Consider the following 24,064-nt stretch of genomic DNA (forward strand, 5'->3'; position numbering starts at 1 on the left):
GGCGGGTGTCGACGTCCTCGGTGGAGACCTCGAACCGGTCCACCGATGCGTCCCGTCCCGGTCACGCGCAGTCGCCCTGGGCAGCGGTGGAGCCGCTCAGGAGCGGGTGACAGCAGCCGGCAAATCGGTTGCCGCCGAGGTGACGGGCGGGTTGGCTGACTGTTATGAACCTGGCATGCGCGGCCGAGCGGCTCGGGTTGGGGCAGTTGCTGGAAGCACCGCTGCTGCTCAAGGATGACGAGCAGGGCCCGGTGTGGAAGGCCGCTACCGACTCCGGTTCATGGGTGGTGAAACTCAACCGCCCCTGGGGCGACTTCTGGCTGTCCATGGCCGCTCAGGCAGGGGCGCTCGAAGTCGCCGCGTGGGAGACCGGTGTCGCGATGCCCGAGCCGCAGTCGACGGCTCTGGCCGAAGCGGGTCTGTGGCGACCGGTCGGGGACGGGGTCTACGCCCGCGCGGTGCGCTTCGTCGAGGGCTCGCATCCGACCGCGCCGACGTCCGAAGCGCTGGCGGCCTGGGCCGGGGGGCTCGTCGCCGACCTTGCCCGGTGCGCGGTCCCGGCCGATCCGGCCGTCGACGGCGACTACCGGTCGTACTCCCGGGGGGAGTGGGAGGAATGGTTCGCTCAGGCCGAACGCCTTGAGGTCCTCGGCCCCGAGCACGTCCGCGTCCTCAGGCTGTCGGTGGAACAAGCCGAGGCCATGGTCGAGGATCAGTCGGAGCTGTGGCGGTCGAAGTTGGTCATGCACCGCGACATCCGGCACCAGAACGTACTGACCGGCTCCGGTGGTCCGGTGCTGTTGGACTTCGATGCCGCCGGGGCGCAGGAGCCGTGGTGGGAGCTCGTCTTCACCGCTTTCGGTCTCGCCGGCTCCGGCTGTGGGCTGGAAATGCCCGAGCGCCGCATCGTCGAAGCGTGCCTCTCCGGGTATGTCGCCGCGGGAGGGGCGGTCGGGGCGGTCGACGAGTCCGCGTTCACCGGTATGTTCGCCGGACGCGTCGGAGTGGCGGCCTGGCAGCTGTGGATGGCCTGTGGCCACCGGGGCGGGAGTCCGGAATACCAGGCCGGCTTCGCCCGGACACTCAGGGAGTCGGTGGAGGCGATGGCCGTGATGCGCAAGGCCATGGCCACCTGGGCCACTTGGCTCGCCGCGTAGGCGGAGAACGCTGGGCGCGGCGCCGCCGACAGCCGAACCAACGTTCCATGATGACCGGCCGCGGCGCCCGGCCTCGAGGGTGTGGAGCCGGGGTGGCAGGACGTCCTCCGTGATGAACAGAGCGGACCTGCTGCCTGTCCGGATAGCGGGCTACGACGGTGGCCCCCTCACGTACCAGGCCGGGCTCCTGGACGAGCCGCTCTTCTGGCTGGGCCACCTCTCCTCGTGCGTCCAGAGCGAGGAGGCCGAGGAACTGCTGCTCCGTAACCCCGCCAACCTCTTCGCCCTGTCGGCCGGTCGCCTGGCTCAGGTGGCTGCCGCGCTGGGGCCTTGACCCACGCGACGTCTGCCAACGGCGAGGGGGGTGTTTCCAACGCTCCAGCCGTGACCGCTGTGATCACGGCTGCGCAGCCGACGTCGACAACTCCGGTCACCGGGTTGCGTCTTCCGGCGTCTCGAGCTCCTCGGCCGAGCGCATCATCGGCCACCTCGGGCCCCCGCTCCGCCGACTGGAAGCGGAAACATCACAAAGGCTCCCAAACAGGTCCGGGTGGGGGAGTGCTGCGGGTCGTCGTTCGGCCGCCTGTGTCGCGATCCGTACCCAAAGCTTCACTCAACCTCCCTATAGTGGGGCCGCGTTGATCGTATGGCCGCAACGCGCGAAGCCGTCTCCCAGGAGTCCGTACGATGACGACCCCCTTCTTATCCGGCGCGTCCGCATCCGGCGGCGGCTGCCCCGCCCATGCCGCGAGCGCCCCCGTACCGCTCAGCGGACCCGCGTTCCACACCGAGCCGCAAGCCCTGTACCGGTCCATGCGTCACTCCTACGGGCCCGTCGTGCCCGTCGAGCTCCCCGGCGGCTTTCCGGCCTGGCTGGTCACCGGGTATCGCGAGCTCCACCAGGTCACCAGCGACGGCGAGTTGTTCCCCCGGGACGTCGGTCTGTGGAACCAGTGGGAGCACATCCCCGAGGACTGGCCCCTGCTTCCCATGGTCGGGCGCCCTATGCCCTCCATCTACTTCACCGCGGGCGCCGAACACCGGCGCCACTCGCGGATGGTCGTCCCCGCGCTGGAGGCCGCGGACCCGTTCGAGATCGGGCGGCACTGCGAGGAGCTGGCCGACCGGCTCGTCGACGGCATCTGCGCACGGGGGACCGCCGACCTCGTCGCCGAATTCGCCGAGCCGCTGCCCGTGCTCGTCCTCGCCCGCCTCGTGGGGTTCCCCGACGACGAGGGCGCGGACATCGCCAGGGTCCTGAAGGACCTGGCCGACGGAGGCCCCGGGGCGCAGGAGGCGTACGGCAGGTTCGGCGCGCACATGCGGCGGCTGGTCGACGTGAAGCGGGCCGCGCCCGGCGACGACGTCACCTCACGGATGCTCGCCGATCCGGAGCCCTTCACGGATGAGGAGTACGCCCTCGACCTGATGGCCATCACCGCCGCCGGGCACCTCACCACCGCCGACTGGATCAGTAACTCGCTGCGGCTGATGCTCACCGAGAACGAGTTCGCCGAGTCACTCGCGGGCGGCCGGCGCAGTGTCGGCGAGGCGATGAACGAGGTGCTCTGGGAGGAGAGCCCGACCCAGATCCTCGCCGGCCGCTGGGCGGTCCGCGACACCCGGCTCGGCGGGCGGGACATCCGTGCCGGGGACATGATCCTGCTCGGCCTGGGCGCGGCCAACACCGACCCGCTCGTACGCCAGGAGGCGGGTGTCGGCGGCGCGGGACGCCATGCGGGCAACGGGGCACATCTGGCGTTCAGCCACGGCGAGTACCGCTGCCCCTTCCCGGCCCAGGAGATCGCGGAGACCATGGCCCGTACCGGTATCGAGGTGCTCCTCGACCGGCTGCCCGACCTCGAACTCGCCGTTCCCGCCAAGGATCTCGTCCGGCGGCCGTCCGCCTTCCTGCGCGGGATGAACGCACTGCCCGTCCGGTTCGCTCCCGTACAGACGACAGGAGACCTGCTGTGAACTGCCCGTACGCGACGGTGGCCGTCGATCCCATGGTCCAGGACCTCGACGGCGAGACGGAGAGGCTGCGGGAGTCCGCCCCGCTCGCGCGCCTCGACCTGCTCGGGGTCCCCGCCTGGACCGTCACCCGGCACGCCGAGGCACGCAGGCTCCTGGTCGACCCCCGCCTGGTCAAGGACCTGGACGCGTGGGGCCTCTGGCAGAGCGGGGAGGTCACGCACACCTGGCCGCTGATCGGCATGATCGACGCGGGCCGGTCCATGTTCACCGTGGACGGTGAGGAGCACCGCCGGCTGCGTACGAAGACCTCCCAGGCGCTCACCCCGCGCCGGCTGGACGCGATCCGCCCGGACATCGAGAAGTTCACCGAAGAGCTGCTGGACGCCCTCGCCGAACAGGGCAAGGACGGCGTCGTCGACCTCAAGGCCGTGTTCGCGCAGCCGCTGCCGATGCGGGTGGTCGGTCTGCTGATGGGGGTCGACGAGGCGCTCCACCCCATGCTGACCCGGCAGTACAAGGCCTTCTTCTCCATGCTCACCCCGCAGGAGGACCGCCTCGCGCTGCTCGCCGAACTCGATGTCTTCTACGCCGAACTGGTGCGGGAGAAGACCGCGCGGCCCACGGACGACCTCACCAGCGCGCTGATCCTCGCGGAGGAGGGCGGCGAGCCGCTCACCGAGGAGGAGGTCGTCGGCAACCTCAAGGCGATGGTGGCCGCCGGGCACGAGACCACGATCGGGCTCGTCCTCAACGCCGTACGCGCGCTGCTCGCCCATCCCGACCAACTGCGGATGGTGCTGGACGGGGAGATCCCGTGGGAGACGGTGATCGAGGAGACGCTGCGCTGGGACACACCCACCACGCACCTGCTGATGCGGTTCGCCACCGAGGACATCCAGGTGGGCGACCATGTGATCGCCAAGGGCGAGGGTGTGGTGATCTCCTACCGGGCCATCGGCCGCGACACCGCGCAGCACGGGGAGGACGCCGACGCCTTCGACATCACCAGGCCCACGCCGATCCGGCACATGACCTTCGGGCACGGGCCGCACATCTGCCCGGGGGCCGCGCTCTCCCGGGTGGAGGCCGGCATCGCGCTGCCCGCCCTGTTCGGGCGCTTCCCGGAGCTGAAGCTCGCCATCGGGGACGACGAGATACGCAAGCTGCCCGTGATGACGCAGAACGACATGGAGGCGTTCCCCGTGCTGCTGCACGGCTGAGGGACGGTCGCCGCGCGGACCGGACGCCCGCCCGAACGGGGTGCGTCCGGAACGCAGTTGGCCCGGGGTGCAGTCGTCCCGGGCCAACTGCGCCAGGCCCGCCCGGGCCACGGCTGTCCGGGCCAGGGCTGTCCGGCCCATGGCTGTCCGGGATTTCGAACGGCGTCCGAATTCTCGGTGAAAGTGGGTGCCGTGCGGCAACCCAAGCCCTGCCCTGTGGCGACTGCGGGGTGCACCACCCACCCCCGACCCTCAAGGAGGTCCCTCGTGAGCCGCACTCTGAGGAGAACCCTCGCCGTGCTCCCCGCCGCGTTCCTGATGGCACTCGTGCCGGGCAGCGCGTCCGCCTACCCCAACCCGGGCGTCGTCAACGGCGACATCGTCGTCCACGACCCCAGCATGATCCGCAGCTCGTCCGGCCAGTACCTGCTGTACTCCACCGGTGAGGGCCTCCAGCTGCGCACCTCCACCGACCGGACCGCCTTCGGCCGGTCCGGCAACGCCTTCACCACCAAGCCGAGCTGGTGGAAGAACTACTCCTCGGCCTCCGACCCCTGGGCCCCGGACATCTCGTACCGCGGCGGCAAGTACCTGATGTACTACGCGGTCTCGTCCTTCGGCTCCAACACCTCGGCCATCGGACTCGCGGCCTCCACCACAGGCCAGGCCGGCAGCTGGAGCGACTACGGCATCGTCTACACATCGAGCTCGTCGAGCGACTACAACGCCATCGACCCCAACCTGTTCGTGGACGACGACGGGAAGTGGTGGCTGTCCTTCGGCTCCTGGTGGACCGGGATCAAGATGATCCGGATCGACCCGTCGACCGGCAAGCAGTACGCGGGCGACACCGCGCGACGCTCGCTCGCCTCCCGCCCCACCGGGACCAAGGCCGTCGAGGCGCCCTCCATCGTGAAGCGCAACGGCTACTACTACCTCTTCGCCTCGTACGACACCTGCTGCGCCGGCACCAGCTCGACGTACAAGATCAAGGTGGGCAGGGCGACCAGCGTCACCGGTCCCTACAAGGACAAGAACGGCGTCAGCATGCTCAGCAACGGCGGGACGCCCGTCATGGAGTCGCACGGCCGCTACATCGGCCCCGGCGGCCAGTCGATCCTGGCGGACTCCGACGGCGACCTGCTCGTCTACCACTACTACGACGGCCAGGACAACGGCACCCCGAAGCTCGGCGTCAACCTCCTGAACTGGAGCAGCGGATGGCCCGTCGCCTACTGACCCTGCTGAGCGCCCTGCTGCTGGCGCTCGCCCTGGGGCAGCCGACCTCCGCGTCGGCGGCCGAGGGCCGTCCCTACACCAACCCCGTCAAGACCCAGAAGGGCGCCGACCCCTGGATCTCGTACCACGAAGGCAACTACTACCTGGTGTCGACGAGCTGGACCGACGTCATCACCATGCGCAAGTCGCCGACCCTGGCCGGGCTCTCCACCGCGCCGAGCGTTCAGGTCTGGCAGGGCGACGCGGCCTCGCGCTGCTGCAACATCTGGGCGCCCGAACTGCACTTCTCGGGCGGCCGCTGGTATCTGTACTTCGTGGCCGGGCAGAACATCACCGACTACAACCCGACGCAGCGCACCCATGTGCTGCAGAGCGCGGGCTCGGACCCGATGGGGCCGTACACGTACAAGAACCAGCTGGGCAGCACCTGGATGCTCGACCCGAGCGTGCTCACGCTCAACGGGTCCATGTACCTCCTGGGCAGCGCGAGCGGCGGCGGCACGCAGAACCTCGTGATCGCACCGATGTCGAACCCGTACACCCTCAGCGGCTCCTTCTCGACGATCTCGACGCCCACCTACGACTGGGAGAAGTCGGGCGGCACGGTCAACGAGGGGGCCGAGGTGCTCCAGCGGGGCGGGAAGACCTTCATCGTCTACTCCGCCAGCGGCTGCTGGACGCCCGACTACAAGCTCGGCCAGCTCACCCTGACCGGCTCCAACCCGCTCTCCGCGTCATCCTGGACGAAGAAGTCGACGCCCGTCTTCCAGCGGAACAACGCGGCGGGGGTCTACGGTCCCGGGCACAACGGCTTCTTCACCTCGCCGGACGGCACGGAGAGCTGGATCGTCTACCACGCCAACGACTCGGCCTCCGAAGGCTGCGACAACGGGCGTACGGCACGGGCGCAGAAGTTCACCTGGAACTCCGACGGCACCCCGAACCTGGGCACCCCGGTCGCCCTGGGTACGACGCTGGCGGGGCCCTCGGGCGAGACGGCGGCCACCCCGACCGCCTACACCGTGGTCAACCGGGCCACCGGGAAATGCCTCGACGTCAGCGGGGCATCCACCGCCGACGGTGCCGACGTCCAGCAGTGGACGTGCGACGGCAGCGCCAAACAGCGGTGGCGCGTCGAGGACCGGGGAGATGACACCAGCAGGCTGGTGAACGCCGCGACGGGCAAGGTGCTCGACACGGCCGACTGCTCCACGGCCGACGGCGCGGACCTGCGCCAGTGGTCGTGGCTGGACAACACCTGCCAGCGCTTCCGCTTCGTCACCACGGAGGCGGGCGGCTGGGTGCGCATCGTCAACCAGGCCACCGGGAAGGTCGCCGACGTCGCGAACTGCTCGACGGCCGACGGCGCCGACGTACGGCAGTGGACCTGGCTGAACAACACCTGCCAGCAGTTCAAGCTCGTGCCGGTCGGCTGAGGGTGCCCGGGAGGCCCGAGGCTCTCCCGGCCACCTGGTGACCGCCGCAGCTCACGGGGCAGGCGGCCGTGGGCTGCGGCTGCCCGGCATGGTGTACGCGCGTCGTCACACGACGTGATCGTTACTGGTGGGGGGCCGTTCCCGGCACACCGGGCCACTGTGTGCCGGAAGTGTCAGGATGGTAGTCATGGACGTGTGGAAGAGGAACCGGGTATCCGTGACCGGCCGCGAGAGCGGCCCGGTGGTGATGCTCGCCCATGGGTTCGGATGCGACCAGAATCTGTGGCGTCTCGTCGCGCCCGAACTGGAGAAGCACTTCCGGGTGGTCCTCTTCGACCATGTGGGGGCCGGGCGGTCCGACGTGTCGGCCTGGAGCCCCGAGCGGTATTCCAGCCTGGACGGTTATGCACAGGACGTGATCGAGATCTGCCAGGAGCTGGGTCTCGGACCCGTGACCTTCGTCGGGCATTCGGTCAGTTCCATGATCGGCGTCCTCGCCGCCGTCCAGGAACCCGGACTCTTCGACAGGCTGGTCCTTCTCACCCCGTCGCCGTCCTACATCGATGACGGTGACTACCGCGGCGGATTCAGCAGGCGGGACATCGATGAGCTCCTCGAGTCGCTGGCCAGTAACTATCTCGGCTGGTCCGCGACGATGGCCCCGGTGATCATGGGGACTCCGGACCGTCCGGAGCTGGGCGAGGAACTGACGAACAGCTTCTGCCGGACGGACCCGGAGATCGCCGAGGTGTTCGCCAGGGTGACCTTCCTGTCCGACAACCGCGCGGATCTCGCCGGGGTCGGCGTCCCGACACTCATCGCCGAGAGCGCGCGGGACACGCTCGCCCCGCGCGAGGTCGGCTCCTTCGTCCACGCACAGATCCCCGGCAGCGAGCTGGTCACCCTGGACTCGACGGGTCACTGCCCCCAGCTGAGCGCGCCCGAGGAGACGGCCGAGGCGATCATCGCCTTCGTACGGGGGCGTGACGGTGCCCCCGGGTGACGAGGAGGCCTGTGAGTCGTGGGCCGCGGGGGACCGTGACCAGGAGCGGCTGCCGTTCTCGGCCCTGCTGGCGGACAGTGCGGAGGACCTGTACGAGAACGCGCCGTGCGGCTACCTCTCCACCCTGATGGACGGCCGGATCGCCAAGGTCAACGGGACCCTCCTGAAATGGCTCGGTTTCCGGCGCGAGGAGGTGGTGGGCCACAAGCGGTTCTCCGATCTGCTGACCATCGGCGGCAAGCTGTACCACGAGACGCATTTCTCGCCGTTGCTCCGCATGCAGGGCGAGGTCAGCGGCGTCGCCCTGGAACTCAAGGCGGCGGACGGGAGCCGGCTGCCCGTCATGGTCACCTCCGTCGTCAAGCAGGACAGCGACGGCGAGCCACTGCTCATTCGCACCACCCTCCTGGACGCCCGGGACAGGCGGGCCTACGAGCGCGAACTTTTGCGAGCCCGGCAGGACGCCGACCGCGAACGCGAACGCCTGCAGCGGCTCGCCACGACCCTGCAGCGCACCCTCATCCCGCCGGCGCTCGAACCCGTCCCGGGCCTGGATGTCGCCGAGCGCTACCACTTCGCCTCCTCCGACGACCTGGGCGGGGACTTCTACGACCTGTTCCCGCTGGCGCCCGGACGCTGGGGGTTCTTCATGGGGGACGTGCGCGGCAAGGGCGCGGGCGCCGCCGTGGTGACGTCCTTGGCGCGGTACACCCTGCGCGCCGCAGCGGTGTCCGATCCTGTACCGGCCACCGTGCTGGCCAACTTGAACAGCGCCCTCACCCGTGAATTCCAGGAGGAAGAACCGCGCTTCTGCACCGTGATCTTCGGCCTGCTCACCTCCGAGGGGGAGGGCACGGGATTCCACGTCGTGCTGGCCGGCGGCGGCCACCCACCTGCCGTGCTGCTGCGCGCCGACGGCAGCGCCGACCACGTCCCCACGCCAGGAGGCCAGTTGGTCGGAGTCGTGCCCGACGCGCAGTTCACCACAGCCACCGTGGAGCTGGGGCCCGGCGACACGCTGCTGCTCTACACGGACGGTCTGACCGAGGCGCGCACCTCGGACGCAGGCGGACGCTACGGCGACGAAGCGCTCCTGGACTTCGCACGGCACCTGGCTCCCGCCTCCGCCCCCGCTGTCGTCGACGCGCTCACCGAGCTCCTGAAGGGATTCGGTGAAGGGCTCGACGACGACACCGCGCTCCTGGCGATGGGCGTGCCCCGCGGCGAGCCCTCCGACGGTGGGAGGACCGGCGCCGCAGGGAGGTGACCGGGGACCGGCGGCGTGCGAGCACGAGCGCGCGTCCCGCGCCGGACACCGTCGCAGGGCCCGGCAACCTTTCGCCCGGCCTGTGGCGACTACTGCCCGGAACCCCACCTCTTCCCCTTCCGACCGAACGGATCACGCCATGTCAGCGAATCGACGACGTACGGCTCTCCGCCCCGGAACACGCAGGGCGCTGACGGCGGGGGCGGCCGCGGTCCTGGCCGTCGCGGCCCTCCAGACGTTCGGGGCCGCGTCCCGCGCGGCGGCGGCCACCACGCTCACCGTCGCCAAGGACGGCAGCGGGCAGTACTCCTCGGTTCAGGCCGCCGTGAACGCGATCCCCGCGGGGAACACCGCGCGGGTCGTCGTCTCCATCAAGCCGGGCACCTACCGCGAACTGGTGAAGATCCCTTCCAGCAAGCAGAACGTCACCCTCCAGGGCAGCGGCTCCAGCCGCAACGACACCGTCATCGTCTACAACAACGCCTCCGGCACCCAGAAGCCCGACGGCTCGGGAACCTACGGGACCAGCGGCAGCGCGACCGTCGCGGCCGAGGCCAACGGCTTCCAGGCCCGCAACCTCACCATCGCGAACGACTTCGACGAGGCCGCGAACCAGAGCCTGAGCGGACACCAGGCGGTCGCCCTGCGCACCGCCGCGGACAAGGTCTTCCTCGACTCGGTCATCGTCACGGGCGACCAGGACACCCTGCTGCTCGACACCGCGTCCAAGGCGACGCTGGGCCGTGTCTACATGACCAACTCCTATGTCATCGGCAACGTCGACTTCATCTTCGGACGCGCCACCGCGGTGATCGACAAGTCCGTGATCACACTGAAGAAGCGGTGGGACGGCAGCTCAGCCGGCTACATCGCCGCGCCCAGCACGGCCGCCGACCGCGAGGGCTTCCTGATCACCGGCTCGACCGTCAACGGCGACGTCTCGGCGTCCTCCTTCCACCTCGGCCGTCCGTGGCACGCGGGCGGCGACGCCGCACTCGACCCGATGGCCACATTCCGCGGTACGGTGCTCAGCTCGGCGATCAAGTCGGCACCCTGGACCGACATGAGCGGCTTCTCCTGGAAGGACGACCGTTTCGCGGAGTACAAGAACACCGGACCCGGCTCGGGGGCCGCGAGCAGCAACCGTCCGCAACTCACCGATTCCCAGGCCGCGGACCAGGAGACCGCCGACTGGCTGGCGGGCTGGACACCCTCGGCCTCCTGAGTCACCGTGTGCAGAAGCGAAACACCCACGGTCGAAGCGCTTCGACTCCGCTTCGACTCCGCTCTGGACAGTCCCTGTGAGCAAGTCTAGGCTCCACGGTGTCTGTGCATGTCGGAGTGCGAAGGGGAGCACAGCAAGGCGCTGTCGAAGCGCTTCACCCGCTCTCCCTTGCGGTCACCATCTGTAGGGGAGAAGCTGAATGGTCACGCTGGCCGAGGTCGCCCAGCATGCCGGAGTCTCGGCGAGCACGGTGAGTTATGTCCTCAGTGGGAAACGGTCGATCTCCGCGTCCACCCGGGAGCGGGTGGAACTCAGTATCCAGCAGTTGGGCTACCACCCCAACGCCGGTGCGCGTGCGCTGGCCAGCAGCAGGTCCAACATCATCGCGCTGATGGTGCCGCTGCGCACCGACATGTACGTACCAGTGATGATGGAGATCGCCATCGCCGTTGCCACCAGCGCGCGTACGCACGGATACGACGTCCTGCTCCTCACCGGCGAGGAGGGACCCGCGGCCGTCCGGCGGATCGCGGGGAGTTCTCTGGCCGACGCGATCATCCTGATGGACGTCGAACTGCACGACGAGCGGCTGCCGTTGCTCCGTGAGTCCGGCGGCACCGCCGTCCTCATCGGGCTGCCCGCCGACACCTCGGGAGTGACCTGTGTGGACCTCGACTTCGAGGCCACCGGCGCCCTCTGCGTGGACCACCTCGCCGGCCTGGGGCACCGCGAGGTCGCGGTGATCGGGGAGGCCGCCGCGGTCTACGAGCGGCACACCGGCTTCGCCGAGCGGACCGTGGACGGCATACGGGCCAAGGCCCAGGACACGGGAACGCGCATCCTGCACCGGCCCTGCGAGGGCGGGTACGCGGCCATGGCCGGAACCCTGGCGCGGATCTACGACGAGCGGCCGGGCACCACCGGGTTCATCGTCCAGAACGAGGCCGCGGTCGAGCCGCTGCTCAACCTCCTCCAGCAGCAGGGGCGCGCCGTCCCCGAGGACGTCTCCGTCGTGGCCATCTGCCCCGACCAGGTGGCCACCCAGGCCTCGGTGCGGCTCACCTCCGTCGCCATCCCGGCACAGGAGATGGGACGGCGCGCGGTGGACCAGGTGGTCGCGAAACTCACCGGGCGGAACACGGACGAAGTGGAGCTGCTGGAACCGGTTCTGACGGTCCGCGCGAGCACGGGTCCCGCACCGGCCTGATCCGGCCGGTGAGTTGGGCTCACTCGTTCGGGTGGTGTGTCCGCGGGCCCGTCCCCTGAGCCGCGCGGACGTGCCCGGCGGACGTGTCACAGGTGGTCAACAGGCCCTGGAGTGACCCTGGTTGCTGAAGATTCGGCGTGATAACTTCGCGATCGGTCATGATGGCGGTACCGACTCGACGGGGGTGGTCGGTGATGGTGCACGGGCTGCTCGGAGCGGATGAGCCGGACGGGTCCAGAGCGCGACTCATCGGAGTGCTGGTCGACTTCCTGTGCGTACAGGATTTCGTCACCGACCGCGACCAGTGCGCCCAGTTCATCGGCTTCGCCGCGGAACAGCTGGGCGCCGAGATCACCTACGCGCGCAAGAACCCCCGGGCCGACATGCTCTCCTTCGTCCGGGACCTGCTGAAGTACGAGAAGGGCCTCGGGGCGCTGACCTTCACCGTCGGCGTCATCGCGGGACCCGAGTGCGCCGCCCAGCTGACCCGGCTCTCGGGCGCGGCCCGCTCCGACGGGACGGTGGCCGGCGGTTCGCCCGACTTCAGCGACGGTGCCGTGCGCGAGATCCACCGGCTGCTCGCGGACGTACGGCGCGTCGACGACGGCCGTCTGCACGCCCTGCTCAACCACGAGCTGGGGGTGGACATCCCGTACGGCCAGACCCCGGCCCAGCGCTTCGACCACCTCTGCGGGGTCAACACCCAGGCCGACGGGCTGCCCCCGGCGTTCGTGCTCGTCGAGATCACCGCCTTCCTGGAGCGGCCCGCGCTGCGCGAGGGGCTCAGGGAGTGGTCGGACGCATGGGCCCGGGAGGTCGGACCGGAGGCGGTCCAGGCGCTGGAGGAGCGCAGGCGCGCGATAGCGGCCCTGCCCGCGTCCGATCCGGATGTGGCACGTTGCCTCGTCGTGATGGTGGAGCCCGCCGACGACAGTTCGGCCGATATCTACGTACGCCACTGGGTCAATGCCGCGCCAGGCTTCTGGGAGCCGGTCGCCGGCGATGTGCGGCCCACCACCGTCGACGGGCTCGCGGCCGAGGTCGAGCGAGCCATCGGCCGTGGTCAGGAACGCTGGGCGGGCATGCCGGTCACGGAGAACGAACCGACACCGCAGGTCGAGTTCGTGCTGCCGTTCTCCCTGCTGAACCACGACATGGCCCGCCTGGAAATGGGTACGTGGAGTGGTGACCCGCTGCCGATCAGCCTGCACTACCACGTCCATCTGAGGTCGCTGGAACGCATGAGAGCGGCGCAGAAGGACGGATATCTGCCTCTGTGGCGGGAACGCTGGACACAGCTCAGGAATGCCGGTGTGGCCGAGTCCTACCGCTGGCACGGCGAAGAGGGCGAGCGGCTCGACCGCTGGCGTGCCAAGCTGATAGCGAACCCAGGCCTGACCGCGGTCATTCTCGACGTTCCCGCACTGCCCGGTCTCGGTCTGGAAGCACTCGTCACCGCGATCGCTCAGGGGGTGGGCCTTGCAGCCTGGGACCGCAGAACGGACAGCCCCGAGCTGTCGGGCGAGGTGCTGACGCTGCTGCTCGCCCATCCGCCCTCACAGATCCCGTCGAAGGTGAGCGCGTTGCGCAAGAAGGCCGAGGGGATGAACCGCGACCACTGGTCCCTCGGGAAACACCTGGCCCTGATGTGGGATGATCCCAACCGCCTGATCGACTGCGAGGAGTTGACAGCATGACCGAGCAGGCCTCGGCACCGCAGTCCGTCACGCCCCCCTCCTGGAGGGTGTTCCACGCAACGGGGCAGCCTCCCGCCGGAGAGGCGCCCCAGCTGCCCCAGCCGCCGCCCTGGCGGGTGTTCTCCGGAAGCCCTCTGCAGCAACCTCCCCCCGACGACGCGCAGTCGGCACTGCGCCGGCTCGGCACCGTGCAGGAGGGCCCGCAGTTACGCGAGGAGGAGATCAACGCGGTCAACGCCGCCCTCCTGCTGCGCCGCCCGCTGCTGATCACCGGGCCGCCCGGGGTCGGCAAGTCCACCCTCGCCTATCTGATCGCGCGGGAACTGGGACTCGGCCGGGTGCTTCCCTGGAGCATCGTCAGCCGCACCACACTCCGCGGCGGTCTCTACGAGTACGACGCCATCGGGCGGGCGCAGGCCATCGCCGCCTGGCGCGCCGAGGGCGCGGCCGAACCGGACAGCGACACGGTGAGCGCCCCCGACCTGGGCGACTTCGTGACGCTCGGACCGCTGGGCACGGCTCTGCTCGCGTACGACCGGCCCCGGGTGCTGCTCGTCGACGAGCTGGACAAGAGCGACATCGACCTGCCGAACGACCTGCTGCACGTCCTGGAGAACGGCAGTTACGAGATCCCCGAACTGGTGCGCGCCGGAATCGCCGAGGTGTCCGTCTTCACCGACGACCCCCAGCGCCGAGCCGTCATCGAGGCGGGCCGGGTCGAGTGCGCGGAATTCCCCGTGGTCGTGATCACGAGCAACGGCGAACGCGAGTTCCCCGCCGCCTTCCGCCGCCGCTGTCTGCCGCTGGAGATGAGCCCGCCCAGCCGTGAACAGCTCGTCTCCATCGTCATCAGCCACCTCGGCCGGCGCCCCGAGGACGTCGAGAACCTCGTGGACGACTTCGTCAGACGCCTGGACGGCGGCGGCACCCAGTCCGTCGACCAGTTGCTGAACGCCGTGCAGCTCACCACGGCTCATGGATTCCGGGCGGACGACGACGGACGCAAACTCCTCGAAACGCTCCTCCGCGACCTCTCGAAGGGCCGCTGATGAACGGCTCGCCACGGGAACGCGCCCCGGACACGGCGACCGCTGCGAGCGGATCCGCCTTCCACGAGACGGACGGCGAGGCGAGCTGGCAGGACCTCGCCGACAGCGTATGGCTCGCCGCCGCATGGCACCGGTCCGGCCGCGGCGCGGTCGGCACCGACGACCCCGGCCCCGGGCACTTACCGCACGAGGACGCCGAGCCCGTCACCGATGTCGCCCCACCGCCCGCCGGGCCGGGCGAACCGGAGATCGTGCCCGCCGGAAGCAGCGGTGCGGACCTCCGTGGCGCGGAGATCAGCGGCGTCGAGGAGAGCAGGCAGGGCACCCCCGACTCGGTCCTGCCCCACGAGACGCGCCCGGCCCGCCGCACGGTGCCGCTGAGGCTCGCCAAGGCCCTGCGCGGCTTCGGCCGCCGTGTCCCCTCGCGCCACGAGAGCCGGCTCGACGAGGCGCGCACCGCCGAGAACGGCGTCATCGACGGCCTGTGGATCCCCTACCTCGACCCCGTGCAGGAGCGCGCCTTCGACCTGATGCTCCTCGTGGACAGGGCGCCCACCATGCCGGTGTGGAACAGCTCCCTGCGCCAGCTGTCCGACGAGGCCGTGCGCAGCGGGGCCTTCAGGGACGTGCGTACCGTCGACGTCTCACTGCCCGGCGGGGAGCCGCCCGTCCTGCGCTGGCCCGGCAACCGGCGCGCCGACCCCGCCGAGCTGCTGGACGGCCGGGGCCAGCGGCTGTTCCTCGTCGTGACCGACGGTCTGGCCCCCGGATGGGCCGAGGGCGGCGCCGACGAACTGCTGGGACGGCTCGCCTCGTCCGGGCCGACCGCGCTCGTCCATCTGCTGCCTCCGTACCTGCGCCACCGGTCCTCGGTCTACCCCTTCCGCGCACGGCTCGACGCCGCCGGATTCGGGGCGCTCAATCGCCACGTCCTGTGCCACCCGCCCCAGGGCGCGATCGAGCACGCCCACTCCCTTCCCGACACCGGCGACGGATCCGTGGCCGTGCCGGTCCTCAGCCTGCGCCCCGGCTCGTTCCGGGCGTGGGCCGACCTGGTCACCGGCGAACGCGGTGTTCGCAGGGCTCTGCCCGTCGTACTGGCCGGGGCGATGGCCAAGGGGGTGTCGGCCCCCGGGGTGAGGACGCCCCGGCTCGACGGCCCCCGCTCGGCGGCGGACGCCGTGCGCAGGTTCTTCTCGCTGGCCAGCCCGCTCGCACGGCAGCTCGCCGTCCTGCTGGCCGTGGCACCGGTACGGTTCGACGTCATCGAGGAACTCCGGGACCGCGCCCTTCCCGAGACGCGGCCCGAGCACCTGGCCGAGGTGATGATGGGCGGCCTCATCGACTGGAGCCGGGACGGCGAGGGCGGACCGGACTTCGCCGACGGCATACGGGAAGCCCTGCTGGCCACGGGCAGCCGCACACAACTCGCCCGAGCGGTGGGCCTGCTGGCCGAGTCGAGAGCGGGCCGGGCCCAGGGCATCCGGCTGCGCGCGGCACTGCGCGACCCGGCGGGGGCGGCGCTCCCGGACCGCGAAGGGGGGCCGGCGTGGCTGCGTATCGAGCTCGCGGTGCTGCGCGCGCTCGGAGGACTGCCCTACCGGCGCAGGGCGGCACACCTGAACGGGGTCATGTCGCGCGGCGCGGGAGCGTCGGCGGAGGGGACAAGAGATGATAAAGAGGCACCTGATGTGAATGAGAACGGCCCCGTTTCCCCGTCGCATTCGACGGTTCCACCTGGAGGATCTGTGTCGCCGACGACACCACCCGTAGACGCCGAGCCGGACGCCCGGAGGGTCGACGAGCGCACGCACGCCACGGCGCCGGAGCTACGGTTCGTCCGCACGGGCCAGCCGAAGATCATGGGCAATGTGCCGCCCAAGAACCCGAACTTCACCGGCCGGGAGAGCCTTCTGGCCGCGGTGCAAAGGCAGTTGCGGGAGGACGAGACCACTGCCGTGCTCCCGCACGCCCTGCACGGCATGGGCGGTGTCGGCAAGTCGCAGATCGCCGTGGAGTACGTGTACCGCCACAGCGGCGAGTTCAACGTGATCTGGTGGATCCCGTCGGAGCAGGAGAACCTGGTTCTCGGAGCGCTCGCCGACCTGGCCCGCAGCCTCGGCCTGGAGGTGGGACCGCAGGCCAACGCCGCGGTGCCCGCCGTGCGCGAGGCGCTGCGCACGGGCAAGCCGTTCGACAACTGGCTGCTGGTCTTCGACAACGCCGAGGACATCGAGACCGTCCGGAAGTACTTCCCCAACGGGGGCCCCGGCAAGATCATCGTCACCTCGCGCAACCGCGAGTGGGAACGCGTCGCCACCCCCCTCAGCGTCGATGTCTTCGACCGCCAGGAGAGCATCGCGCTCCTCCAGCGCCGCGCGCGTGGCCTCGGTGCCGAGGACGCGGACCGTCTCGCCGCCGCACTGGGAGACCTTCCCCTCGCGGTCGAGCAGGCGGGCGCCTGGCACGCGGCCACCGGGATGCCGGTGGACGAGTACCTTCATCTGCTGGACGAGCGCCGCCCCGAGATCCTCGAGCTGGCGCCGTCGCCCGACTACCCGATGCCGGTCGCGGCAGTCTGGGACATCTCCCTCGGGCGCCTGTCGCAGGACAACCCCGCGGCACGCCAACTCCTGGAGATCTGCGCCTGCATGGCGCCGGAACCCATCCCGCTCAACCTCTTCAGGGGTGGCCGGAACGTCGAGATCACACCGGAGCTCGACCCGGTCCTGCGCGACCCGCTGCTGCTCGCCCGCGCGACCCGGGACCTCAGCAAGCTGTCCCTGGTCAGGCTGGACCACAAGACCGGCACGCTCCAGATGCACCGGCTGATGCAGAACGTGATCGTCGCCAGGATGGACCCCGAGGAGCGGGCCCGGATGACGCGGGCGGCCCACCTGCTGCTCACGACGGCCAAGCCCGGAGCGCCCGCGGCCCCGGACCAGTGGCCCGCCTACCAGGCGATCCTGCCGCACGTGATCGCGTCCGGCGCGGTGGAGAGCTCCGACGGATGGGTCCGCGACCTCGTCTACGACATGGTCTTCTTCCTCTACTACTGGGGCGCCCACGAGTCGGGTGCCGCCCAGGCCCGGCTGGCCTGGTCCGCATGGCGCGCCCAGTCCGGTGACGAGGATCTGCACGTCATCAGGATCACCAAGCTCCTCGGCTTCTATCTGCGCCTGCTCGGCCGGCCGGACGAGGCGATCCAGCACAACGAGCGCGCACTGGCCATCTCGCGCGGCGCGGAGATTCCCGAAGAGGAACTCGTCGACTCCATGTGGCAGATGGCGGGAGCGCTGCGGTACCGAGGCGGCTTCCAGCAGGCGCGCGAGCTGGGCGAGGAGGCGTTCTCCCGGGCGAGCGACCTGTTCGGGCCGGAGGACCCCACCACACTGAGTGCCGCGCACGACTACGGGGTGACGCTGCGGCTGAACGGGAATTTCGCACTCGCGCGGCAGATCGACGAGGAGACCGTGCGGCAGCGGGAGTTGCTCTACGGGCCGGTCAACGGGCTCACGCTCAACACGTTGAACGGACTGGCCATCGATCTGCGTGAAGCCGGTGACTACCTCGGCGCGCGGGCCCTCCAGGAGTCCAACTACCACACGTATGTGAATGCCTTCGGTGAGACCAACGCGGCAACGATCCGCGCGGCGCTGAACCTCGCGGTGTGCAGGCGACGGGCCGGAGTGGTCGAGGGAGGGGCTGCCTTCGCGGAACAGACCCTGGAGCGCTTCACCAGCCGCTACGGCCTGAACAACAACGACGCGCTCGGTGCGGCGATCCACGCCACGGTCGAACGCAGGCTCAACGGTGAGCTCGTCGGTTCCCGGGAGCTGGGTGAGCAGGCGCTGGCCGGATACCGAAAGGTGCTGGGCGACCAGCACCCGTACACGCAGTTCGCCCGGGTGAACCTCGCGGCGACGTTGCGGGCCCAGGGTGATACGGACCGTGCGGAGGCACTGGACGCCCTCGCGGTGGAGGGCTTGGAAGACACTCTTGGGAACCTGCACGTCAACACACTGACCGCGGCGATGTGCCGGGCCAATGACCATTACGCGCGCCTCGACTTCGCACAGGCTCTGGCCGCCGACGCGGACCTGCTCCCCAAGCTCACCGGGACGGCCGGGGCCGACCATCCGCTGACCCTTGCCTGCACGGCGAATCTGGCGCTCGACCAACGAGGGCTCGGCGAGTCGGGGGAGGCCGACCGGCTCAACCGCTCCGCCGTGTCCGGGCTTGCCCGGGTGCTCGGGGACAGCCACCCCTGGCACACGGCGGCCAGGCTCCACCAGCGCATCGAGTTCGACATCACGCCGCTGCCCATGTGATGTCCACGGCGACCGGGTGAACCGCCGGTCCGGTCCGCCGCCCTTCCCGGGCGGCGGACCGGACCACAGTGAGAGCAACGGGGGCGTACGCATGACCACGGTGGTCTTCATACATGGCACGGGTGTGCGTGAGCCGCACCTGACCGCGCTGCTGGCGCGGGTCGCCCCGGGCCTGGCGGCAACGGCTCCGGACGCCTCGCTCGTCGCGTACGACTGGGGCAGGCCGTACGGGGCCGTGCTCGCCGCCGACGGTGCCAGCATCCCGGCAGCCTCCGGCGCCGGAACCGCCCGGGACACCGCAGATCCGGGCGACCGGGACGAGGCGGAGCAGTGGGCCCGGCTGTACGACGACCCCACGGCCGAGCTCGCCACGGTCTCCGCAGGGACGGGCCCGCGCGTCACAGCCCCCGGGGCCGCCTTCCCGGACGAACGCCCCAGGTCACTCCTGCGCGCGCTCGCGGCACACGGCGAACCCCGGGCGGCGGTCCTCGGCCCCCGGCTCCAGGAGGCGGCTGCCGAGCTGGCGCGGAGCCCTCTGCTCGGCCCCGCCGCCGACGCCCTCGACCAGGAGTCCCTGGCATGGGTGCTGGCCCGCTCCCTCACCGCCCTGGTCGTCGCCGGTGAACTCGCCGCCGACAGCCCCGTGCAGTGCGACGGTGACGCACGGGACGCCGCCGTGGCCGGGCTGGCCGAACGACTGGGCGCCGAGCCTGCGGGCACCGGCCGGGGTCCGCTGCTCCGGCTGGCGGGCAAGCCGCTCGTCCACCTCGGCTCCCGCTACGCCGTGCGACGCCGCCGGGCGCTCACCGATGCCGCGCACCCGGCCGCAGGGGACATCCTCAAGTACCTCGCCAGGGGTGAGGACATGCGCCGGGGTCTGCGGGAGCTCGTGGTCACCCTGGAGCCGCCCGTCGTGCTCCTCGGGCACAGCCTCGGCGGCATCATCGCGCTGGACACCCTCATATCCGGGCCGCTGCCCGGGGTGGAACTCCTGACAACCGTCGGCTCCCAGGGACCCTTCCTCTACGAGACGGGCGCGCTGCCCTCGCTCGCCCACCCCGATCCGCTCCCCGCCCATGTTCCGCCGTGGCTGAATCTCTACGACCGCAGGGACCTGCTCGGGTACGCCGCGGAACCGCTCTTCCCCGGCCGGGCCCATGACATCGCCACCGACAGCCGTCAGCCCTTTCCCGTGGCGCACAGCGCCTACTGGACCGATCCGGCCGTCTACCGCGCGATCGGGGAGCGGCTGCCGTGAACCGTGGACCGATCCCGCCGGACCGTGTCTTCGCCCTGGTCGTCGGCATCGAGCGGTACGCCGCCGGACCCGGCTGGGACCTTCCGGGGCCCGCCAGGGACGCCCTGCGCTTCCGTGACTGGCTGCTGGCCCGCGGAGTTCCCGACAGCCGGATCCAGCTGCATCTCGCACCGCTGCCCGGGACCGCGCCCGGCATCCCGTACCGCCCGGCCGACCACGACTCGCTGAGACGTGCCTTCATCACGGACCTCCCCGGACGCGGCGAGGAGGCGCTGTGGGTGTGGTGGGGCGGCCACGGTGTGCTGGACGCGGACGAGAACATGGCGCTCTACACGGCGGACGCGACCCTGACCGACCGGCGTGCCATCGACGTCGAGTCCGCGCTCACCCGGCTGAGGAGCGACGTGACCCCTGGACTGGGCGTCCAGATGTGGATGGTCGACGCGTGCCGCACCTTCGACGAGCAGCACCACTTCCCGCAGTCGCTGCCCACCGAGCGCCTCCCCACCGGGGCCCGGGTCGTCGCGCACGAGCAGACACTGATGTTCGCGGCAGGCCGGGGGCAGCGGGCGGGCAACGATCCGGAGCGCAGGCTCGGCCTGTTCTCGGACATCGTTCTGCGCGAGCTCCCGGACGAGCCGCTGCCCGAGACCCTGCCACTCTTCGACGCGGTGAAGGCCAGGATGGACGCGCTGCGCGCAGCGGGTCACACCGTGCAGGTCCCCAGCCTCCGCCTGGTGTCGCCCGAGCGCAGCGAGCTTCACAGACCGCGCCAGGCCTCCGACGCCGGTCCCGGAGTGAATCCGACGGCCAGAGTCATCGCGGCCCTGATGGCGTATCCGCTGATGAACGACCGTGACGAACGGCAGACGCTGGTCAACGAACTGCCCGCGGCCGCCGTCGCCCGGATGCCGAGGCACCCGATGCCGCGCACCGATGTCATCGGGATCTTCCGCGCGCTCAAGGGGCGGCCGGACGGCCTGTGGGACCTGTACGCCGCCGTGACGCTGATCGACGACGACCCCGCCCGCGCCGTCGAACTCAAGTCATCCGTACAGGACTTCCTCATGAACCCGGGGCCCGCGACGTGATCGGCTGGCGTGATCACACGGGTTTCGGGAAGGGGTCTCAGTCGTCATGATGGAGTAAACGGTGGCATCCTGTGCCACCGCTCGCGAAGGGGGAGCGCGTCTTGTACCAGCCGGTGCCCGCCGACGGCACACCCGATCACATCGAGTCCGACCTCGTCGACCTCGGCTCCGTAGGCGTCGCCGATCTGAGGCGGCTCTCCGCTCCGGATGGAGCCGCACGACTGCTCGCCGAACTCCGCCGCGCACGCACCAACGCGATGGGGGGCGGTGGCGAACCGGGAAGGGCCGAGTAGCCGTCGCAAGGTTCCGTCCACGACAGGGAGCGAAGTGTACGAGCCGATCCGTATGCCCGGCCCGTTGTTCGACGAGATCGCCGCCGGTGGCGGCTCGCCCGAGGCCGTGGCGTTCCTTGTCCGGGGCGAGCGCACGCGCCGTCTTCTGCTGCTCCGCGAGCTCCTGGACTTCCTCGACACGGACCCCGGCATCCTGGGAGCCCTGGAGGCCCGGGCGATCTGGCCCGTCCTGGAGGGCGCCGCGGTCCGGGCCCCCGAGGCGGTCGACGCGCTGCTGCTGACCCCCCAGGTCGGCAGCTGGCTCGCCCACACGCTCCGCCGGCTGCACGGCACGGCCTCCGGGCCGCCCCTGTGGGCCGACGCCGGCCAGATCGCGGCGGTGGCCGCGGCGGCGGCGCTGCACGCGGGCACGGACGCCGAACTCCTCCTGCCCGCCCGGGGTACGGCCGTCAGCCTGCCCGCGCTCGGCATGGTCCGGCTGCCCGGCCGGGACGACGGCGCGTTCCGGGCGGTCCCGGTGTCGGTGTCCCGGGGCGTCCTCACCGTCCGCGCCGCACACGGGCCCGACATCGTCCTGCGCCCCCTCACCGACCCGGAATCGGCCCACTGGCTGCCCGTGCACCGGCTGGACACGGGTCGCGGTGTGCGTGCCGTGCAGCTCGACGACCTGGACCCCTACCGCGACCTCGACGAGCCGATCGCCCCGGGACGCCTCGACCCCGCCGAACTCCGGTCCTGGCACACGCTGTTCCGGGACGCCGCGGCCATCCTGCGCCGAGGCGGGAGCGGACCAGGCGGTCTGCGGCCCGAGGAGATCGGCCGCATCGTCCCGTGGCACGCCAAGGACGGGGCCACCGCGCTTCCCGTACCCGCCGAAGGGCTCAGCGCGTCCACCGGTGACGCCTTCGCCTCGATGGTGATCGCCAGGCCACGGGACGGCCTCGCCCTCGCCGAGACCCTCGTCCACGAGTTCCAGCACAGCAAACTCGGCGCCCTGCTCCACCTCTTCCCGCTTCTGGACGACGACAGGTCCGAGCTGCACTACGCCCCCTGGCGCGCCGACCCCCGGCATCTGCCCGGGCTCCTCCACGGCGCGTACGCCTTCGTCGGGGTCACCGGATTCTGGCGGCAGCGGATCGGGGCCACCGAGACCGGCCCGGACGGAAAGGCGCCGTTCCTCTTCGCGATGCGCCGGCTCCAGACCCGCATGGTCCTGCGCACCCTGGCGACCCGCGCCACGCTCACCGGGCCCGGCCTGCGCCTCGTCACCCGGCTGTCCGAGACCGTCGACGCATGGCTGAGGGAGCCCGTGGAGCCCGCGACCGCGGACCGGGCCCGCGCGGCGGCCGTCAGCCACCGGGTGGAGTGGCGGCTGCGGAACCTGCGCTGCGGCGAGGACGACCGGGACACCCTCGTCAAGGCGCTGCGCTCGGGCGCCGCCCCCGTACACAGCGGTGAGGCGCGGGTCGCGCCCGGCCCGGGGCGCGGGTACTGGCAGGACGACCGCACCCGCCTCTTCCAGCAGCCGATACGGGAGTTCACGGCGGACCGGGCCCCGACGGCCGACGAACTGCTGGTCACCGGCGACCCGGGAGCCGCACGCACCGCCTACGCGGCACAGCTGCGCGGCCCCGGCCCGCTCGACCCGCACGCGCTCTCCGGCTGGCTGCTGGCCCACACGGCGCTGCACCCGTCCGACCGGCGCCTGCTGGCCCGCCCCGAGCGCTTCGCGGCCTTGGCGGAGGCGTGCCCGCCCGAGCACTGGACCCGGACCGCGCACTGGCTGGCAGGTGGCCCCGCCGGGCGCTGAGATCCACCGCACGCCGAACGGGCCGGGGGCGCACCCCCGGCCCGTCCTGGTCTGCCCGTCGCAGCGTGGAGGATCGGCTCGACGGAACGTCGACGTCAGCTCGACGAGACGTTGAACCCGTTCGTCGTGAAGTTCAGTCCGCCCGACGACGAGGTGATCTCGTAGCCGAACTGGACGTCGCCGATGGTCTCGTTGCCCCACCAGCCCTTGGTGTCCTTGATCCACTTCAGGATCGGGAGGATGTTCACCGTGCCTGACGAGGAGTCCGAGGTCCGCAGGAACGAGAACACCTCGTTGGCCCCGTTGCTGCCCTTGTAGACGGCCCAGGTGTGGCCGCCGAGGGTCACGTTCCCCTGGGAGGTCCCCAGGGGGCCGACGGCGCCGTTGTAGTTCACCCAGAGCATGACCTCGTAGTCGTAGTCCGTGTCCCAGATGTCGTAGGACGTGTTGTAGGCGCCGGACGAGGGGACCGTCACGTTGTAGCTGCTGGTCAGCGAGGAGAGCGAGCTGATCGGCTTGTTGACGATCTTCTTGGCGTTCGGGTACGACTTGATGCCGCCGGTGTTCGGGTGATTGGCCGTCACGCCCCAGTTGCTGGACGAGTTGGCCCAGATGGACTGGGAGCCCGCCCCGGAGCCCCAGATGTTGTTGTAGAGGATGTATCCGTCGGACGTGGTGTAGTTGCCCCACTGCTCGGACGAGGTCCAGATCGCGGCGTGGGCCGGTGCCGCGGCGAAGCCGATCAGTGCGGCCACGGCTGCCGCCGGGGCGAGGAGCAGCCTGGTCAGGGTGGATCGTGCCATG

18 protein-coding genes are annotated in these 24,064 nt (G+C 70.8%); 17 read left to right on the forward strand and 1 reads right to left on the reverse strand.

Annotated features, from left to right (window positions below; genetic code table 11):
- Positions 1–164: 164 nt before the first annotated feature.
- From ACWCQM_RS27265 to ACWCQM_RS27345, 17 genes are all read left to right on the forward strand, one after another.
- Entirely contained in the window at positions 165–1,157 is a 993-nt protein-coding gene (locus ACWCQM_RS27265; RefSeq protein ID WP_450917752.1) for an aminoglycoside phosphotransferase family protein, read from the forward strand.
- Between the two features lie 109 nt (positions 1,158–1,266).
- Complete coding sequence (locus ACWCQM_RS27270; protein WP_450917753.1) at positions 1,267–1,491, forward strand: hypothetical protein; 225 nt, start codon at positions 1,267–1,269, stop codon at positions 1,489–1,491.
- Positions 1,492–1,844: 353 nt separating this feature from the next.
- The gene (locus ACWCQM_RS27275) at positions 1,845–3,134 is read left to right on the forward strand and encodes a cytochrome P450 (protein ID WP_450917754.1); all 1,290 of its coding nucleotides are present in this window, start codon (positions 1,845–1,847) and stop codon (positions 3,132–3,134) included.
- Positions 3,135–3,166: 32 nt separating this feature from the next.
- A complete protein-coding gene (locus ACWCQM_RS27280; protein WP_450917793.1) occupies positions 3,167–4,354 on the forward strand; it encodes a cytochrome P450 family protein in 1,188 nt (395 codons plus the stop codon).
- Between the two features lie 318 nt (positions 4,355–4,672).
- Entirely contained in the window at positions 4,673–5,593 is a 921-nt protein-coding gene (locus ACWCQM_RS27285; protein WP_107428463.1) for an arabinan endo-1,5-alpha-L-arabinosidase, read from the forward strand.
- Entirely contained in the window at positions 5,575–7,029 is a 1,455-nt protein-coding gene (locus ACWCQM_RS27290; protein ID WP_450917755.1) for a family 43 glycosylhydrolase, read from the forward strand. The genes ACWCQM_RS27285 and ACWCQM_RS27290 overlap by 19 nt, the downstream gene beginning before the upstream one ends.
- A 187-nt stretch (positions 7,030–7,216) precedes the next feature.
- A complete protein-coding gene (locus ACWCQM_RS27295; RefSeq protein WP_450917756.1) occupies positions 7,217–8,032 on the forward strand; it encodes an alpha/beta fold hydrolase in 816 nt (271 codons plus the stop codon).
- A complete protein-coding gene (locus ACWCQM_RS27300) occupies positions 8,013–9,299 on the forward strand; it encodes a PP2C family protein-serine/threonine phosphatase (RefSeq protein WP_450917757.1) in 1,287 nt (428 codons plus the stop codon). Before ACWCQM_RS27295 ends, ACWCQM_RS27300 begins: the two co-directional genes overlap by 20 nt.
- Before the next feature lie 139 nt (positions 9,300–9,438).
- Entirely contained in the window at positions 9,439–10,524 is a 1,086-nt protein-coding gene (locus ACWCQM_RS27305; RefSeq protein ID WP_450917758.1) for a pectinesterase family protein, read from the forward strand.
- Positions 10,525–10,723: 199 nt separating this feature from the next.
- Positions 10,724–11,731, forward strand: a complete 1,008-nt coding sequence (locus ACWCQM_RS27310; RefSeq protein WP_450917759.1) for a LacI family DNA-binding transcriptional regulator — start codon at positions 10,724–10,726, stop codon at positions 11,729–11,731.
- A gap of 194 nt (positions 11,732–11,925) precedes the next feature.
- Complete coding sequence (locus ACWCQM_RS27315; protein ID WP_450917760.1) at positions 11,926–13,428, forward strand: VMAP-C domain-containing protein; 1,503 nt, start codon at positions 11,926–11,928, stop codon at positions 13,426–13,428.
- A complete protein-coding gene (locus ACWCQM_RS27320; RefSeq protein WP_450917761.1) occupies positions 13,425–14,477 on the forward strand; it encodes an AAA family ATPase in 1,053 nt (350 codons plus the stop codon). Before ACWCQM_RS27315 ends, ACWCQM_RS27320 begins: the two co-directional genes overlap by 4 nt.
- Positions 14,477–18,808, forward strand: coding sequence for an FxSxx-COOH system tetratricopeptide repeat protein (gene fxsT, locus ACWCQM_RS27325; RefSeq protein WP_450917762.1), 4,332 nt, complete (start codon positions 14,477–14,479; stop codon positions 18,806–18,808). The genes ACWCQM_RS27320 and fxsT overlap by 1 nt, the downstream gene beginning before the upstream one ends.
- Before the next feature lie 91 nt (positions 18,809–18,899).
- Positions 18,900–20,066, forward strand: a complete 1,167-nt coding sequence (locus ACWCQM_RS27330; RefSeq protein WP_450917763.1) for a hypothetical protein — start codon at positions 18,900–18,902, stop codon at positions 20,064–20,066.
- Positions 20,063–21,157, forward strand: coding sequence for an effector-associated domain 2-containing protein (locus tag ACWCQM_RS27335; protein WP_450917764.1), 1,095 nt, complete (start codon positions 20,063–20,065; stop codon positions 21,155–21,157). Before ACWCQM_RS27330 ends, ACWCQM_RS27335 begins: the two co-directional genes overlap by 4 nt.
- 101 nt (positions 21,158–21,258) lie before the next feature.
- Positions 21,259–21,450 carry an aldo/keto reductase gene (locus ACWCQM_RS27340; protein ID WP_450917765.1) on the forward strand — a complete coding sequence of 64 codons (192 nt, stop codon included), beginning with the start codon at positions 21,259–21,261 and terminating at the stop codon, positions 21,448–21,450.
- 34 nt (positions 21,451–21,484) lie between these two features.
- Positions 21,485–23,260 carry an HEXXH motif domain-containing protein gene (locus ACWCQM_RS27345; RefSeq protein ID WP_450917766.1) on the forward strand — a complete coding sequence of 592 codons (1,776 nt, stop codon included), beginning with the start codon at positions 21,485–21,487 and terminating at the stop codon, positions 23,258–23,260.
- Positions 23,261–23,355: 95 nt separating this feature from the next.
- Here ACWCQM_RS27345 and ACWCQM_RS27350 read toward each other — a convergent pair whose 3' ends face one another.
- A complete protein-coding gene (locus ACWCQM_RS27350) occupies positions 23,356–24,063 on the reverse strand; it encodes a GH12 family glycosyl hydrolase domain-containing protein (protein ID WP_267078374.1) in 708 nt (235 codons plus the stop codon).
- Between the last annotated feature and the right edge of the window lies 1 nt (position 24,064).

This window comes from Streptomyces sp. NPDC002125 (assembly GCF_053593715.1).

What these genes read in the sequence shown, in the direction of transcription:
- ACWCQM_RS27265 (WP_450917752.1), top strand. Translation starts at nt 165, where the DNA reads ATGAACCTGGCATGCGCGGCCGAGCGGCTCGGGTTGGGGCAGTTGCTG.
- ACWCQM_RS27275 (WP_450917754.1), top strand. Translation starts at nt 1,845, where the DNA reads ATGACGACCCCCTTCTTATCCGGCGCGTCCGCATCCGGCGGCGGCTGC.
- ACWCQM_RS27280 (WP_450917793.1), top strand. Translation starts at nt 3,167, where the DNA reads ATGGTCCAGGACCTCGACGGCGAGACGGAGAGGCTGCGGGAGTCCGCC.
- ACWCQM_RS27285 (WP_107428463.1), top strand. Translation starts at nt 4,673, where the DNA reads ATGGCACTCGTGCCGGGCAGCGCGTCCGCCTACCCCAACCCGGGCGTC.
- ACWCQM_RS27290 (WP_450917755.1), top strand. Translation starts at nt 5,575, where the DNA reads ATGGCCCGTCGCCTACTGACCCTGCTGAGCGCCCTGCTGCTGGCGCTC.
- ACWCQM_RS27295 (WP_450917756.1), top strand. Translation starts at nt 7,217, where the DNA reads ATGGACGTGTGGAAGAGGAACCGGGTATCCGTGACCGGCCGCGAGAGC.
- ACWCQM_RS27305 (WP_450917758.1), top strand. Translation starts at nt 9,439, where the DNA reads ATGTCAGCGAATCGACGACGTACGGCTCTCCGCCCCGGAACACGCAGG.
- ACWCQM_RS27310 (WP_450917759.1), top strand. Translation starts at nt 10,724, where the DNA reads ATGGTCACGCTGGCCGAGGTCGCCCAGCATGCCGGAGTCTCGGCGAGC.
- ACWCQM_RS27315 (WP_450917760.1), top strand. Translation starts at nt 11,926, where the DNA reads ATGGTGCACGGGCTGCTCGGAGCGGATGAGCCGGACGGGTCCAGAGCG.
- ACWCQM_RS27320 (WP_450917761.1), top strand. Translation starts at nt 13,425, where the DNA reads ATGACCGAGCAGGCCTCGGCACCGCAGTCCGTCACGCCCCCCTCCTGG.
- fxsT (WP_450917762.1), top strand. Translation starts at nt 14,477, where the DNA reads ATGAACGGCTCGCCACGGGAACGCGCCCCGGACACGGCGACCGCTGCG.
- ACWCQM_RS27330 (WP_450917763.1), top strand. Translation starts at nt 18,900, where the DNA reads ATGACCACGGTGGTCTTCATACATGGCACGGGTGTGCGTGAGCCGCAC.
- ACWCQM_RS27350 (WP_267078374.1), bottom strand. Translation starts at nt 24,063, where the DNA reads ATGGCACGATCCACCCTGACCAGGCTGCTCCTCGCCCCGGCGGCAGCC.